General features: G+C 70.3%; 15 protein-coding genes. 8 read left to right on the forward strand and 7 right to left on the reverse strand.

The window, feature by feature from the left end; genetic code table 11:
* Window positions 1-42: 42 nt before the first annotated feature.
* A complete protein-coding gene (locus tag ACFY0K_RS10305; protein WP_382732404.1) occupies window positions 43-2,589 on the forward strand; it encodes an FHA domain-containing protein in 2,547 nt (848 codons plus the stop codon).
* An 89-nt stretch (window positions 2,590-2,678) separates the two neighbouring features.
* Here ACFY0K_RS10305 and ACFY0K_RS10310 read toward each other — a convergent pair whose 3' ends face one another.
* The 3 genes from ACFY0K_RS10310 to ACFY0K_RS10320 all read right to left on the reverse strand — a co-directional run bounded on the left by ACFY0K_RS10310 (window position 2,679) and on the right by ACFY0K_RS10320 (window position 5,536).
* On the reverse strand, window positions 2,679-3,464 hold the full coding sequence (locus ACFY0K_RS10310; protein WP_390639437.1) for a transglycosylase SLT domain-containing protein: 786 nt from the start codon (window positions 3,462-3,464) through the stop codon (window positions 2,679-2,681).
* Window positions 3,465-3,761: 297 nt separating this feature from the next.
* Window positions 3,762-4,844 carry an S-adenosylmethionine:tRNA ribosyltransferase-isomerase gene (locus tag ACFY0K_RS10315; RefSeq protein WP_390639438.1) on the reverse strand — a complete coding sequence of 361 codons (1,083 nt, stop codon included), beginning with the start codon at window positions 4,842-4,844 and terminating at the stop codon, window positions 3,762-3,764.
* Window positions 4,841-5,536 (reverse strand): SDR family NAD(P)-dependent oxidoreductase, encoded by a 696-nt coding sequence (locus ACFY0K_RS10320; RefSeq protein WP_390639439.1) that lies wholly within the window; start codon window positions 5,534-5,536, stop codon window positions 4,841-4,843. The genes ACFY0K_RS10315 and ACFY0K_RS10320 overlap by 4 nt, the downstream gene beginning before the upstream one ends.
* Before the next feature lie 226 nt (window positions 5,537-5,762).
* Here ACFY0K_RS10320 and ACFY0K_RS10325 point away from each other — a divergent pair, with 226 nt between their 5' ends.
* From ACFY0K_RS10325 to ACFY0K_RS10335, 3 genes are all read left to right on the forward strand, one after another.
* Window positions 5,763-6,908: a GAF domain-containing sensor histidine kinase gene (locus tag ACFY0K_RS10325; RefSeq protein WP_390639440.1), complete on the forward strand. Its 1,146-nt coding sequence runs from the start codon at window positions 5,763-5,765 to the stop codon at window positions 6,906-6,908.
* Window positions 6,901-7,542, forward strand: a complete 642-nt coding sequence (locus ACFY0K_RS10330) for a response regulator (RefSeq protein WP_390639441.1) — start codon at window positions 6,901-6,903, stop codon at window positions 7,540-7,542. Before ACFY0K_RS10325 ends, ACFY0K_RS10330 begins: the two co-directional genes overlap by 8 nt.
* A gap of 171 nt (window positions 7,543-7,713) precedes the next feature.
* Window positions 7,714-7,962 carry a chaplin gene (locus ACFY0K_RS10335; protein ID WP_351958538.1) on the forward strand — a complete coding sequence of 83 codons (249 nt, stop codon included), beginning with the start codon at window positions 7,714-7,716 and terminating at the stop codon, window positions 7,960-7,962.
* A 216-nt stretch (window positions 7,963-8,178) separates the two neighbouring features.
* On the opposite strand, the gene ACFY0K_RS10340 is transcribed toward ACFY0K_RS10335, so the two are convergent.
* A complete protein-coding gene (locus tag ACFY0K_RS10340) occupies window positions 8,179-8,964 on the reverse strand; it encodes a hypothetical protein (RefSeq protein WP_390639442.1) in 786 nt (261 codons plus the stop codon).
* Window positions 8,965-9,114: 150 nt separating this feature from the next.
* Between ACFY0K_RS10340 and ACFY0K_RS10345 the strand changes: the two genes are divergently transcribed.
* From ACFY0K_RS10345 to ACFY0K_RS10355, 3 genes are all read left to right on the forward strand, one after another.
* Window positions 9,115-9,906 (forward strand): ABC transporter ATP-binding protein, encoded by a 792-nt coding sequence (locus ACFY0K_RS10345; RefSeq protein WP_362581048.1) that lies wholly within the window; start codon window positions 9,115-9,117, stop codon window positions 9,904-9,906.
* 71 nt (window positions 9,907-9,977) lie between these two features.
* Complete coding sequence (locus ACFY0K_RS10350; protein ID WP_351958541.1) at window positions 9,978-10,412, forward strand: NfeD family protein; 435 nt, start codon at window positions 9,978-9,980, stop codon at window positions 10,410-10,412.
* Between the two features lie 130 nt (window positions 10,413-10,542).
* The gene (locus tag ACFY0K_RS10355) at window positions 10,543-11,490 is read left to right on the forward strand and encodes an SPFH domain-containing protein (RefSeq protein WP_351958542.1); all 948 of its coding nucleotides are present in this window, start codon (window positions 10,543-10,545) and stop codon (window positions 11,488-11,490) included.
* A 108-nt stretch (window positions 11,491-11,598) separates the two neighbouring features.
* Here ACFY0K_RS10355 and ACFY0K_RS10360 read toward each other — a convergent pair whose 3' ends face one another.
* The 3 genes from ACFY0K_RS10360 to ACFY0K_RS10370 form a co-directional block, all read right to left on the reverse strand.
* Window positions 11,599-12,108: an HNH endonuclease gene (locus ACFY0K_RS10360; RefSeq protein ID WP_352367626.1), complete on the reverse strand. Its 510-nt coding sequence runs from the start codon at window positions 12,106-12,108 to the stop codon at window positions 11,599-11,601.
* 166 nt (window positions 12,109-12,274) lie between these two features.
* On the reverse strand, window positions 12,275-12,814 hold the full coding sequence (locus tag ACFY0K_RS10365) for a YbhB/YbcL family Raf kinase inhibitor-like protein (protein ID WP_390639443.1): 540 nt from the start codon (window positions 12,812-12,814) through the stop codon (window positions 12,275-12,277).
* 65 nt (window positions 12,815-12,879) lie between these two features.
* Window positions 12,880-13,662, reverse strand: coding sequence for a sporulation protein (locus tag ACFY0K_RS10370; RefSeq protein ID WP_390639444.1), 783 nt, complete (start codon window positions 13,660-13,662; stop codon window positions 12,880-12,882).
* A 152-nt stretch (window positions 13,663-13,814) separates the two neighbouring features.
* Between ACFY0K_RS10370 and ACFY0K_RS10375 the strand changes: the two genes are divergently transcribed.
* Window positions 13,815-14,465 carry a DNA-3-methyladenine glycosylase gene (locus ACFY0K_RS10375; protein ID WP_390639445.1) on the forward strand — a complete coding sequence of 217 codons (651 nt, stop codon included), beginning with the start codon at window positions 13,815-13,817 and terminating at the stop codon, window positions 14,463-14,465.
* Window positions 14,466-14,848: the final 383 nt, after the last annotated feature.

Below are 14,848 nucleotides of genomic sequence, written 5' to 3' on the forward strand. Positions count from 1 at the left end.
TCCCTAGACTCCCCGTGATGGGGGTAACTCGGGGGACTACTCATGGGGCTTGGAGTGCCGGAACTCGTACTGGAATCAAACGGACGTACCTGGACGCTCGATCCGTCCAGGTCATACACCCTCGGACGGGATCCGCAGGGGGACATCGTGTTCGACGACGCCAGGGTCTCCTGGCGGCATGCCACGATCAGCTTCGACGGCCGTAGTTGGGTCATCGAGGACCACGGCAGTACCAACGGCACCTTCGTGCAGAGCAGCCGGGTCCAGCGCTCGGAGATCGGCCCGGGCTCGGCCGTCCATCTCGGCAACGCGAACGACGGACCGCGCCTGGGCCTCTCCGGCGCCGCGGCCGCCGTCGCCCAACCGCAGCCCCGGCAGCAGCCGTTCGCCGCGCAGGGTGCGGGCGGCGCCGGCTGGTCCCAGCCGCCCGCGCCGCAGCCGTCGGCCGTGCAGCAGCCGGCTCCGCACCAGGGCTGGCAGCAGGCCCCGTCGGTGATCCCGCAGCAGCAGGGCGCTCCGGCCATGGCCTCCGGTGGTGGCGCGGGGGCGCCGCCGGTCTACGGCGACCGCAGCCCGACCACGTTCCACCAGTTCTCGATCGGCCGCGTGATGCGCATCGGCCGTGCCCTGGACAACGAGCTGGTCGTCTCCGACCTGCAGGTCTCGCGGCATCACGCCGAGTTCCACTCCATGCCCGACGGCCGCATGGAGATCCGCGACCTCGGCTCGCACAACGGCACGTACGTCAACGGCATGCCGATCGCCAAGGGCGGCAGCGCGCTGCTCGACGCGGACGACATCGTGGGCGTCGGCCACTCCACCTTCCGGATCGTCGGCGACCGGCTCGAGGAGTTCGTCGACACCGGTGAAGTCTCCTTCTCCGCACGTCACTTGACCGTCACGGTCGACGGCGGCAAGCAGATCCTCAAGGACGTCTCCTTCGGTGTCCCGGAGAAGTCCGTGATCGCGGTCATCGGCCCGTCCGGATCCGGCAAGTCGACCCTGCTCAAGGCGCTGACCGGCTACCGCCCGGCCAACGAGGGCGAGGTGCTGTACGACAACCGCAACCTGTACAAGCAGTTCGCCGAGCTGCGCCAGCGCATCGGTCTGGTCCCGCAGGACGACATCCTGCACAAGGAACTGACGGTCAAGAAGGCCCTCAAGTACGCGGCCAAGCTGCGCTTCCCCGCCGACACCACGGCCGAGGAGCGCGAGGCCCGTATCGACGAGGTGCTGCGCGAGCTGAAGCTGGACGTCCACAAGGAGAAGAAGGTCACCTCGCTCTCCGGCGGCCAGCGCAAGCGCGTGTCGGTGGCCCTCGAGCTGCTCACCAAGCCGTCGCTCATCTTCCTCGACGAACCCACCTCGGGCCTCGACCCGGGCATGGACCGCGATGTCATGCAGCTGCTGCGCGGCCTCGCCGACGACGGCCGCACGGTCCTCGTCGTCACCCACTCGGTGGCCGAGCTGGCGCTGTGCGACAAGCTCCTGGTGATGGCGCCGGGCGGCGCGGTCGCCTACTTCGGGCCGCCGGAGGAGGCGCTGAACTTCTTCGGCTACGACACCTGGGCCGACGTCTTCTCCGCCTTCGAGAACTACCGCGACTACGACTGGGCGGGCCGCTGGAAGGGCTCGCAGCACTACCAGATGTACGCCGCGGACATCGACGCCGTTGCCCCGCAGGCCGTACAGATGCCGCCGATGCAGGCGATGAAGCCGAAGAAGCCGCAGGGCTGGATGTCGCAGTTCGCCACGCTCGTGCGTCGGTACGTGTCGGTGATCGCGTCCGACAAGGGCTTCCTGATCCTGACGGTCGTGCTGCCGCTGGTCCTCGGTTCGGTGAGCCTGCTCATCGACTCGGGCAAGGACCTGCTGGTCAACACGGAGATCAATCCGGCGACCAGGCAGCCCGTCCCGAACGGCACGGCCACCACGGTCCTGCTGATCCTGGCGGTCGGTGCCTGCTTCGCCGGTGCCGCGAACTCCGTCCGTGAGCTGATCAAGGAACGGGTCATCTACGAGCGGGAGCGCGCGACCGGCCTGTCCCGCTCCGCGTACCTGATGTCCAAGGTCTTCGTGCTCGGCATCGTCACGATCCTGCAGGGCCTGCTGGTCGGCGTCATCGGCTTCGCCAGCCGGAAGATCCCGGCGGAGGGCGTGGTCTTCGGCCACCTCACGCTCCTGGAGCTCTGCCTGCCCGTCATGGCGCTCGGCTTCACCTCGATGATGTTCGGCCTGGTCATGTCCGCCCTGGTGAAGACCTCCGAGAAGACCATGCCGCTGCTGGTCATGTTCGCGATCATCCAGGTCGTCTTCACCGGCTGCCTGTTCGCCCTGAACGGCACGGTCGGCGTCAACCAGTTCTCGTACCTGATGCCGTCGCGCTGGGCCGTCGCCGCCGCGGGTGCCACCCTGGACTTCAACGGGATCGCCCCGCCCGGCAAGGGCAAGCCCGACGACCCGCTGTGGGCGCACACCGCCGGCGCCTGGACCCTGGACATGGTCGCCCTGATCGCCCTCGGTGTGGTCTGCGCCTTCCTCGTGGCCCGCTTCCTGCGCCGCCACGAGCCCGAGGTCATGCGCAAGTAGCACGCCGGTGCCCCCAGGACGCCCGAAGGGCGGCACCCCGCACTGGGGTGCCGCCCTTCGGCATGTACGTGAAGAGGTCCGCGCAGGCCTCAGTACGCGCTGTTGACGTTGTCCATCGAGCCGTACCGGTGGGCGGCGTAGTTGCAGGCGGCCGTGATGTTGGCGACCGGGTCGTAGATGTTCCACGAGGTGCCGGCCACGTGGTACGTGGCGAAGGTCGGCGGGATGACCTGGAGCAGACCCTTGGAGGGGATGCCGTTGATGGCGTTGATGTCCCAGTTGTTGATGGCGTTGGGGTTGCCGGAGGACTCCCGCATGATGTTGCGGTACAGGCCGTTGTAGGAGCCCGGGATGCCCTTGGAGTGCATGATGTCCAGGGACTGGCGGATCCAGCCGTCGAGGTTGTTGGCGTAGGTCTTCGCGGCGACCTGCTGGATCTGCGGGCGCTGCGCGGACCGGCTGGCGGTCTGCTGGGCGGCGCGCTTGGCGGCGGCCTGCTTGACGGCGGCGGCGTGCTTCGCGTGGGCCGCGTGCAGCTTCTTCGCGTGGGCCTGCTTCACGTGCGCGACGTGGGCCGCGTGGACCTTCTTCGCGTGGGCCGCGTGCAGCTGGTGGGCGGAGGCCTTCGTCTTGGCGGCGATGGCCTCGACCTTGACGTTCTGCAGGGCCAGCTGGTCCGTGACCTTACCCGTGACGTCCTTGACCTGCGCGGTGCCGTAGGCCGCCTTGGCGGCGGCCGCGGGGGCGCCGGAGGTCGTCTCGGCGCTGCTGGGCACGGCCGAGAAGGCGAGGGCGGCGGCGCCGAGCGTGGCGACACCGGCGAGCGCGATCTTGTGGTGCTTGGTCAGGGTGGGACTGTGGGCGTGCTTGGGCATAGCTGCTGGACCTCTTCGAATAGCGCGGAGTCGCTCGTTGTCCGCGGGGGAGACCGGCTCCTCCTGCACGAACACCGCCGGGGGAACCCGCGGTGCTGAGCGACGGCAGCCATTCTTAGCGGCCGCAAAATGCTGTGGCAAAGATGTGACGTACGAACCGCGGTAGTGGAGCCCAGATGGGCAAATCGGGACAGACTAGAACGTCTGCCCCGTTCGCGCCGTGACCCTTTATCTCCTATGTCCGTTCGTACGTGATGTGCGCCCTATGTGCGGCCTCACATCGTCCGAACATCAATCTCACCGGGAGTTGCTGACGCAATTCTCTGTGTGAGGGTCCTCCTCCGGCAGGATGAGGTGCACGTCGCCGAACTCGTGCCACAGGTAGAGTCCGCGCAGCGCCTCCTCGTAGCCGCGGTCGACCGCGGGCCGCCCGGCGACCGCCTCCAGCATCAGCAGATGCGAGGCCTCCGGCTCGTGCAGCCCGGTCAGCAGCCCGTCCACCACCCGCACCCCGCGCTCCGGCGTCACCACGAGCTCCGTCCACCCCGCGGCCGCCCGCACCACCCCGTCGCTCCCGGCGGCCGACTCCACGGCCCGCACGGCGGTCGTCCCCACGGCGATCACCCTTCCGTCCCCCGCCTTCACGTTGTTGATCAGCCGTGCCGACGCCTCCGGCACGGCGAACCGCTCCGCGTACGGCGGCTCGTGCGCCTCCCCCGACGACACCCCCGTGTGCAGCGTGATCGGCGCGAACTGCACCCCACGGCTGACCAGCTCCGCCACCAGCCGCGCCGTGAAGGGCCGGGCCGCACTCGGCATCTCCGCACTGCCCGCCCCGTCCGCCGACGGCAGCGCGAACACCGTCTGGTACACGGACAGCGGCTGGTCCCGGTCCGTGTAGGAGTAACGGATGGGCCGCCCGTGCTCCCGCAGCACCCCGCGCACGTCCGCGGCGGCCCGCGCCCACCACAGCCGCTCACCCCGCGCGCTCAGCGGCTCCTCCAGGAACAGCCGTCCGCCCCCGGGCAGCCGCACCTCACTCCCCGCGCGTGTACCCGCACGCGCGCGTGTGGTCCCCTTCCCGTCCGGCTCCCGCAGCTCCACCGCCCACCGCCCGTCGTCCCCGCGCGTGGAGAAGTGCACCACCACGCGCGCGTGCCCGACGCGTCCGTCCACGGCCGCCGCCAGCGTCGGCGACGTGTTCACCACCAGCAGGTCCCCGGCCCGCAGCAGGCGCGGCAGCTCGGCGAAGACGTGGTGCGACACCGCCGTCCCGCGCGACACCAGCAGCCGAACGGCATCCCGCTCCAGACCCGGCCCGCGCTGCTCGGCAGGCACCCGCGCGGACAGCTCCTCCGGCACCTGCACCACCGTCGTCATCGCCCCTCCACCAGGGCCGGCGCCCCGTACCGCCCGCTCGCCGGCCGCTCGTCCAGGAGCCGCAGGAAGGCCGGTACGACCGACTCCGGCGCCGGCCGCGGATCGTCGTCGTCGGGTACGGCCGCCGCGTACAGCTCGGTCGCCATGTCCCCGGGATCCACCGCCCACACCCGCAGCCCCGGTTCCTCCACGCCGAGCACGGCCGCCAGCTGGTCCAGAGCCGCCTTCGATGCGCCGTACCCGCCCCAGGTCTCGTACGCCTCGGCGCCCGCGTCCGAGCTGACCGTGACCACCGCGCCCGCCGCCGACTCGCGCAGCAGCGGCAGCGCCTCCTGGACCAGGCCCAGCGCGGCCACCACGTTCACCTCCAGCGCCCGGCGCAGCCCCGCCACGGGCAGCTCGCCCAGGCGCACCAGGGGCTCGGCGCCCAGCGCGCTGGCGTTGCTCACCAGCAGGTCCACCCCGCCCAGCTCCCGCGCGGCGGCCACCAGGCCGGCCCGGTGCCCGGCGTCCGTGACATCACCGGGCAGTGCCGCCACCCGTGTCCCGTGCCCCGCGACGGCGTCCGCCGTCTCCTTCAGTAGCGCGGCACCCCTGGCGTCCAGCACCAGATCCCAGCCGCGCGCGGCGAGCGCCTCGGCCAGCGCCCGCCCCAGCCCCTTCGAGGCCCCCGTGATGATCGCTACCGGCATGACAACCGTCCCCTCGGCTCCGTCCGCCCGCGTCGGCGGTGATCCCAACGTAGGAAGCGGACCGCACCGGGCGCCTCGGACGCGGGGCGCAACCGGGCGGGGCCCTTCGGCCTACGCCGCCGGTCCTGGACCCGGGCCCTAGGCCCCCGGGCCTACGGCCACCGGCCCAGGCCCGGCCGCCGTCGGCCCGATCCGCGCTGTCGGACCCCGCCGGTACCGTGAGGACATGAGTCAAGGTCCCCGGTCCGGTCTGGCGGCGGTGAGCTCCGCGCTGCTGGCCATGAGCAGGCATCTGGAAGTGCGCGACGTCCTCAAGACGATCGTCGCCTCCGCCCGTGAGCTGCTCGACGCCCAGTACGCCGCGCTGGGGGTGCCGGACGACCACGGCGGCTTCGCCCAGTTCGTCGTCGACGGCGTCACCGACGCCCAGTGGAAGGCCATCGGCCCGCTCCCGCGCCAGCACGGCATCCTCGCGGCGATGCTGCGCGAGGCGAAGGTCGAGCGGCTGGCCGACGTGCGCACGGACCCCCGCTTCGAGGGCTGGCCCGCCGCCCACCCCGACATGTCCGACTTCCTGGGCCTGCCCATCCGCGACGGCGACGAGGTCATCGGCGCCCTCTTCCTCGCGAACAAGAACTGCGAGAAGCCCGAGGGCGGCTGCGGCTTCACCGCCGAGGACGAGGAACTGCTCTCCATCCTCGCCCAGCACGCGGCCATCGCCCTCACCAACGCCCGCCTCTACGAGCGCAGCCGCGAGCTGACCATCGCCGAGGAGCGCTCCCGGCTCGCCCACGAGCTGCACGACGCGGTGAGCCAGAAGCTCTTCTCCCTCCGCCTGACCGCCCAGGCCGCCGCCGCCCTGGTCGACCGCGACCCCTCGCGCGCCAAGGGCGAGCTGCATCAGGTCGCCGTGCTGGCCGCCGAGGCCATCGACGAGCTGCGGGCGGCCGTCGTCGAACTGCGCCCCGCCGCCCTCGACGAGGACGGCCTGCTCGCCACCCTGCGCACCCAGGTCCAGGTCCTCGACCGCGCCCACACCGCGCGCGTGACCTTCGCGGCCGCGGGCTTCCGTGCCCTGCCGGCCGCCCAGGAGGAGGCCCTGCTCCGGGTCGCGCAGGAAGCACTGCACAACGCCCTGCGGCACTCCGGGGCCGAGCACGTCGACGTGACCGTGAACCGGCGCGGCGGCGGCGCCGTCCTGCGGGTCACCGACGACGGCAGCGGCTTCGACCCGCACCTCACCCGGCGCGCCGGACGCCACCTAGGCCTGGTCTCCATGCGGGACCGGGCGAGCGGTGTCGGCGGCACGCTGACCGTGGAATCGGCGCCCGGCAAGGGCACCACGATCGAGATGGAGGTCCCCGGTGGCTGACGCGATCCGGGTCCTGCTGGTCGACGACCACCAGGTCGTCCGCCGGGGCCTGCGCACCTTCCTGGAGGTCCAGGACGACATCGAGGTCGTCGGCGAGGCCGCCGACGGCGCCGAGGGGGTCGCGCGCGCCCAGGAGCTGACCCCCGACGTCGTCCTCATGGACGTGAAGATGCCCGGCCTGGACGGCGTGGCGGCGCTGCGCAGGCTCCGCGAACTGGACAACCCCGCGCGCGTGCTGATCGTCACCAGCTTCACCGAGCAGCGCACGGTGGTCCCGGCCCTGCGCGCGGGCGCCGCCGGATACGTCTACAAGGACGTCGATCCCGACGCGCTCGCCACCGCCATCCGTTCGGTGCACGCCGGGCACGTCCTGCTCCAGCCCGAGGTGGCCGGCGCCCTGCTCACCCAGGAGGAGGCCAACTCCGGCCAGGGCCGGGGCGGCTCGCTCACCGAGCGGGAGCGCGAGGTGCTGGGGCTGATCGCCGACGGCCGCTCCAACCGGGAGATAGCGCGTGCCCTGGTGCTGTCCGAGAAGACCGTCAAGACGCACGTCTCGAACATCCTGATGAAACTCGACCTCGCCGATCGCACCCAGGCCGCCCTGTGGGCCGTTCGCCATGGCGTGACCGGCTGAAACGCCCTGCGCAACGCTTCACCGACGGCAACCTGGAGGGTCGCCTTCCGGGCTGAGATTCATACCGTCGTGGGAATGTCACCCGGACGGCGCATCCTCTGTCCGGCCGTCGCCGTTCTTCAGTGCGTGCTGCGGCGACCGCCGTGGCGATCGCCAAGGAGGGCTCAAGAAGTGAAGAACCTGAAGAAGGCAGCGGCCGTGACGATGGTGGCCGGCGGGATCGTGGCCGCCGGTGCGGGACTGGCCTCCGCCCACACCGGCGGTGCCGCCGCGGCCGGTGCGGCCCACGGTTCTCCGGGCGTCGTCTCGGGCAACGTCATCCAGGCCCCGGTGGACGTTCCGGTCAACGTCGTCGGCAACAGCATCAACGTCGTCGGCGTGCTCAACCCCGCCTTCGGCAACCTCGGCCTCAACCACTGAGACCGCGCCGCACCGCGGCACCGACCTCCGGCCTTCCGGGCGCCCCGGAAGGCCGGTCGGCTTGTCCACGGTCGGGAAGCGCCCCGAAGGGGCGCTGGGGGTACCCCCAGCCGAAGGCTGGGGGAGGAACTGCGCGACCAGCCACGACGGCGCCGCAGACAACCGACGACATCTCGTGCCGCCCCGCTGCACTTCGCGGCCCTTCCAGCGGAGCGCTCAACGCCCCCGCTCACGCTCCTCCACAGCGGAGTTGTACGCCGCGACCTGCGCGCGCCGGGCCGTCCGCTCCACCGGCCGCAGCGCCAGCGACCGCGCCGCCATCTCCGACGCGCTCACCGCCCCGCCGTGCCCGTTGTCGTACGCCAGCGAGACCAGCAGCCCCACCCGCTGCGCCAGCTCCAGCACCCGCACCGCCCGCGGCGGATACCCCGGGGCCAGCACCTCCCGGCCCCGCTCCGCCCGCGCCCGGTACGCGTCGATCGCCGCCTCCGCCACCGGCCCCGACCCCGCGACGTCCAGCTTCGACAGCACGTCGGTCGCGTCCCGCAGCGCCTCCGCAAGCTCGCGCTCCGCCTCACCGAGCGAGGGCACGTCGGCGGGGGGCGCCTCCCGCACCGGCAGCACGTGCCAGACCACCTCGACATGCACGTCACCGGCCGGCCCGGCCTCGTACACCTCCGGCACCAGCCCGAACGCGGCGCCGTGACAGATGACCGCCTCCTCGGCCTCCAGCGCCCGCGCGTTGAACTCCGGCGGCCCGCTCAGCCCCAGCGGATGCCCCGACGCCGGCAGCGCGACCCGCAGCCCGGTCGCCCCCAGCGTCCGCAGCCGCCCCAGCGCCAGCGTGAGCCCGACCGGAGCGGACTCATTGGGCAGCCCCTCCACCCGGTGCACCGCGTCCTCGCCGACGATGGCGAGCACGGCGTCATCCGGAGAGACAAGTCCGGCCAAAAGGGCATTTCCCCAAGCGGCGAGGCGTCCTGAACGAGGTTCCGAGAGCATGCCCCCACCCTAAGGACAGGACCGATGGAATGGAGCGGCGCACTCGTGGCGTAGATTTCATAAGGGCCGCGCCCACCGGCGCCGCCGCCCGGGCCACAGGCGTACGCGACAGCCGAGAACGGCGACACTGCAAGGGGAGACAACGCGCTCATGAGCGATGTTCTGGAGCTTCAGGACGTATCCGTGGTCCGGGAGGGCCGGGCTCTGGTCGACCAGGTCTCCTGGTCGGTGAAGGAGGGCGAGCGCTGGGTCATCCTCGGCCCCAACGGCGCCGGCAAGACCACCCTCCTCAACGTCGCCTCCAGCTACCTCTTCCCCAGCAAGGGCACCGCCACCATCCTCGGCGACACCCTCGGCAAGGTCGACGTCTTCGACCTGCGCCCGCGCATCGGCATGGCCGGCGTCGCCATGGCCGAGAAGCTCCCCAAGCGCCAGACCGTCCTGGAGACCGTGCTCACCGCCGCCTACGGCATGACCGCCCACTGGCAGGAGGAGTACGACGAGGTCGACGAGCAGCGCGCCCGCGCCTTCCTCGACCGCCTCGGCATGACCGACTACGTGGACCGGAAGTTCGGCACCCTCTCCGAGGGCGAGCGCAAGCGCACCCTGATCGCCCGCGCCCTGATGACGGACCCCGAGCTCCTCCTCCTCGACGAACCCGCCGCCGGCCTCGACCTCGGCGGCCGCGAGGACCTGGTCCGCCGCCTCGGCCGGCTCGCCCGCGACCCGATCGCCCCCTCCATGATCATGGTCACCCACCATGTCGAGGAGATTGCCCCCGGCTTCACCCACGTCCTGATGATCCGCCAGGGCAAGGTCCTCACCGCCGGCCCGCTGGAGCTCGAACTCACCTCCCGCAACCTCTCCCTCTGCTTCGGCCTCCCGCTCGTCGTCGAGCAGCTCGGCGACCGCTGGACCGCCCACGGACTGCCCCTGTCCTGACCGGATCTGACGGGCCCTGACCCGGCAAAGCACACTGTCGTGGTCGGCACCGCCGGCCCTACCATGACTGTGTGAACAGCATCGACGCATGGGTGTGGTGGCTCGTCGTCGCGGCGGCGCTCGGAATTCCGCTCGTGGTGACCGCGATGCCGGAATTCGGCATGTTCGCGGTCGGCGCCGTGGCCGCCGCCGGTACCGCAGGCCTCGGCGCGGGCACCGTCATCCAGGTGCTCGTCTTCGTCGTCGTCTCGGTCGCACTGATCGCCGTCGTCCGGCCCATCGCGAACCGGCACGCCGCCCAGCGCCCGCAACTCGCCACCGGCGTCGACGCGTTGAAGGGCAGACAAGCCGTCGTACTCGAACGCGTCGACGGCGGCGCGGACGGACGGATCAAGCTCGCCGGCGAGATCTGGTCGGCGCGCGCCCTCGACCCGGACCGTGCCTACGAAGTGGGTCAGGAAGTCGACGTCGTGGAGATCGAGGGGGCCACCGCGATCGTCATCTGACCTCGTAAGACTCAACTGAACAGAAGAGTCCCCGAGTTGCGCGTGCGTCTGTCAGACTCATCCAGCAAGATCTTCAACAACCATAAGATCTGCCGAAGCGCCGAGGCGGAGAAGGGTACGGGGAGCGACGATGGAACCGGTCATCATCGTCCTGGTCATTCTGGTGGTGTTGGTCTTCATCGCCCTGATCAAGACGATCCAAGTCATCCCACAGGCGAGCGCCGCCATCGTCGAGCGCTTCGGCCGCTACACGCGGACCCTGAACGCGGGCCTCAACATCGTGGTCCCGTTCATCGACACCATCCGCAACCGCATCGACCTGCGTGAACAGGTCGTACCGTTCCCGCCCCAGCCGGTGATCACCCAGGACAACCTGGTCGTGAACATCGACACCGTCATCTACTACCAGGTCACGGACGCCCGCGCGGCCACCTACGAGGTCGCCAGCTACATCCAGGCCATCGAGCAGCTCACGGTCACCACGCTCCGCAACATCATCGGCGGCATGGACCTGGAGCGCACCCTGACCTCCCGCGAGGAGATCAACGCGGCCCTGCGCGGCGTCCTCGACGAGGCCACCGGCAAGTGGGGCATCCGCGTCAACCGCGTCGAACTCAAGGCGATCGAGCCGCCGACCTCCATCCAGGACTCGATGGAGAAGCAGATGCGCGCCGACCGCGACAAGCGCGCCGCGATCCTCACCGCGGAAGGCACCCGCCAGGCCGCCATCCTCACCGCCGAGGGCGAGAAGCAGTCCCAGATCCTGCGCGCCGAGGGTGAGGCCAAGGCGGCGGCCCTGCGCGCCGAGGGCGAGGCCCAGGCGGTCCGCACCGTCTTCGAGGCCATCCACGCCGGCGACCCGGACCAGAAGCTCCTCTCCTACCAGTACCTCCAGATGCTCCCGAAGATCGCCGAGGGCGACGCCAACAAGCTCTGGATCGTCCCCAGCGAGATCGGCGACGCCCTCAAGGGCCTCTCCGGCGCGATGGGCAACTTCGGCTCCCTGGGCGGCGGTTCCAACGGCGGAGGCAACGTCCCGGCACAGCAGGACCGCCGCGAGAAGCCCAACATCGACTGACGGTTCCGGAAAACAAAGGTTCCCCGCACCCCGGTAAGGGGCGCGGGGAACTGCGCGATCAGCCACGTACAACCTGCACTCGCCTGACCACCTCAGCCAGGCGCACGACTAGGCGGCGACATCTCCCGCCAGCCACTCGGGAAGCGCCGCCAGATCCTCGGCCCCCATGGCCAACAGCATCGCATCCTGCGGCGAAGGCTCGAACGGCTTCCGAAGCAACGGCATCCCCGCCTGCTCCGGCGTCCGGTCCGCCTTCCGGTGATTGTCCTCCGCGCACGACGCCACCGTGTTCAGCCAGGAGTCGGTGCCACCCTGGGCCCGCGGCACCACATGGTCCACGGTCGTCGCCCGCTGCCCGCAGTACGCGCACCGGTGCCGGTCCCTGACCAGCACCCCCCGCCGCGACCACGGCGCCTGTCTCCGAAAGGGCACCCGTACATACCTGCACAGCCGTATGACCCTGGGCGCAGGTATGTCCACCTCGGCACCGCGCATGCGCAGCTCGGGGTGGGCCTGCTCGACGACGGCCTTGTCCTGGAGCACCAGAACGACGGCGCGGTTCAACGTCACCGTAGACAGCGGCTCGAAGCTCGCGTTCAGCACCAGCGTGTCACGCATCCAGCCCACCTCCCATGTGCACCTGCCCACCCCCGGCGGGCTTGGATCAACTCTGGACGGGCGCGCCGAGATGGACAACGCAATAAAAACTGCCCGCCCCTGATCACTTCCATGACCGGAGGCGGGCAAACGTTCAATGAACGCTCAGCTGATTTCGCGCGCTGCGTCAGCCCTGCTCGGCGTTCTCGTACTCCCCGATGAGCTGCGCCCGCGCGATCGCGTGGAACCGCAGGTTGAACCCGACGACGGCCGGTGACACGTCGGCGTCCGGACCCAGCTTCTCCTGGTCCACCGCGTACACCGTGAAGACGTACCGGTGCGGCCCGTCCCCGGGCGGCGGCGCGGCACCGCCGAAGTCCTTGGACCCGTAGTCGTTGCGCACCTGGATCGCGCCCTCGGGCAGCCCCTCGAACTTGCCGCTGCCCGCGCCCGCCGGCAGCTCGGTCACCGAGACCGGGATGTCGAACAGGACCCAGTGCCAGAACCCGCTGCCCGTCGGGGCGTCCGGGTCGTAGCAGGTCACGGCGAAGCTCTTGGTCCCGGCCGGGAAGCCCTCCCACCGCAGCTGCGGCGAGGTGTTGCCCTTGGCGTAGACCTGAGCGTCCTTGAGCGTCGCCCCTTCCTCGATGTCCTCGCTCGTCACCGTGAACGACGGGACGGGCGGATGGAAGTCATGGGGGAGAGGCCGCCGCTTGAGCTCGGTCACCTCGGTACCTCCTGATCGATACTGATCGATTACGGAACCCGTTACGGAATCCGCAGTTCCCGAGCCTAGAACCAGTTGCGCTTGCTGCCGACCTCGGACAGCCACTGGTTGAGATAAGCCGCCCAGTCGGTCCCGTGGAAGTCGTGCAGACCCACCTGGAACGACCGGAAGGTGTCACTGCCCTCGCTGAACAGCCCCGGCTTCTTGTCCATTTCGAGGATGACGTCCATGGCGTGCGCGTCCGCCACGAAGCTCAGCTCGACCTGGTTCAGCCCCCGGTACTGGGACGGCGGGTGGAACTCGACCTCCTGGTAGAACGGCAGGGTGTGCCGCGTCCCCCGGATGTGCCCCTTCTCCAGGTCCGCGTTCCGGAACCGGAAGCCCAGCTGGATGAAGGCGTCCAGGATCGCCTTCTGTGCCGGAAGCGGATGCACGTTGATCGGGTCCAGGTCCCCGGAGTCGACGGCACGCGCGATCTCCAGCTCGGTGGTCACCCCGATGTGCATCCCGCGCAGCGCCTGCCCGTCGATCATCGTGACGGGCGTCTCCCACGGGATCTCCAGCCCGAACGGCACCGCGTGCACGGCCCCGGCCTGCAGCTCGAAGGCGCCGCCCAGCCGCGTCTTGCCGAAGCCGATGTTCTGCTTGTACTCCTCGTCGCCGTGCTCCACCTCGACCCGTGCCTGGAGCCCCACGGACAGGCCCTGGATCTCCTGGTTCACCGAGCCGCCCTGGATCCGCACCTCGCCCTGGACGACACCGCCCGGTACGACGTTCACCTCGGTGAGCACCGTCTCGACGGACGCCCCGCCGGCCCCCAGGCTCGCGAGCAGCTTCTTGAACCCCATGACTCTCCTCTACTACTGCCTACTACGTATGGACGGACCCTTGATCCCTACAAACGCGATCCGGTCACCGCCGGTTCCGGCCCACACCCTGGCAAGCAGACGAATCCTTGACCAGCCCTTGGCGTCATCGGTCTGGACTAGGCTCGGACGCCATGATCGCGCCCCCGGACCGTACGCCACTTCCCAGAAGCTTCTTCGACCGCCCTGTACTGGAGGTCGCCCCCGACCTCCTCGGCCGCATCCTCGTCCGCACCACCCCGGACGGCCCGATCGCGGTGCGCCTCACAGAGGTGGAGGCGTACGACGGCCCGAACGACCCCGGCTCGCACGCCTATCGCGGCCGCACCCCCCGCAACGACGTGATGTTCGGTCCGCCCGGACACGTGTACGTCTACTTCACCTACGGCATGTGGTTCTGCATGAACCTCGTCTGCGGTCCCGAGGGCACCGCGTGCGCGGTCCTGCTCCGGGCCGGTGAGATCATCGAGGGCGCCGAACTCGCCCGCAAACGTCGACTTTCGGCCCGATATGACAGAGAACTGGCCAAAGGGCCGGCCCGGCTGGCCACCGCCCTGGGCGTCGACCGGGCCCTGGACGGCACGGACGCGTGTGCCCCCGGGGAGACCCCGCTCCGGATACTGACCGGCACCCCCGCCCCCGCGGACCAGGTACGCAACGGTCCGCGCACCGGAGTCGCCGGCGAGGGTGGCGACGGCGACATCCATCCCTGGCGCTACTGGATCGCCAACGACCCCACCGTGAGCCCCTATCGGGCCCACGTCCCGAGGCGCCGCTCAAGTTGACGCGTCCCTGGAAGGTGCGTAATGTAGCCCGAGCCGCTGAACCGGGTACGGCAATCGCCAGCAGCCGGAAGTGGCCACCCACTACCTACGACTTCCCCTGACGGGGTCGATTTCGGCGTGCCTGCATGCCCGAATTCGAGCTCACGGAACTCGATTATGAGTCCCGGCGGGAATCGGCTAACGTAGTGAATGTCGAAAGGCCGACGGGCGAAAGCCGGAAAGCCTCAAGACAATCCCGCCGACCGGGAATCGGACGCCGAAAGGATCTGATAGAGTCGGAAACGTAAGACCGAAGGGAAGCCCGGAGGAAAGCCCGAGAGGGTGAGTACAAAGGAAGCGACCGTTCCTTGAGAACTCAACAGCGTGCCAAAAGTCAACGCCAG

The sequence above is a fragment of the Streptomyces sp. NPDC001507 genome (assembly GCF_042894765.1).
In the GTDB taxonomy this organism is placed as follows: Bacteria; Actinomycetota; Actinomycetes; order Streptomycetales; family Streptomycetaceae; genus Streptomyces.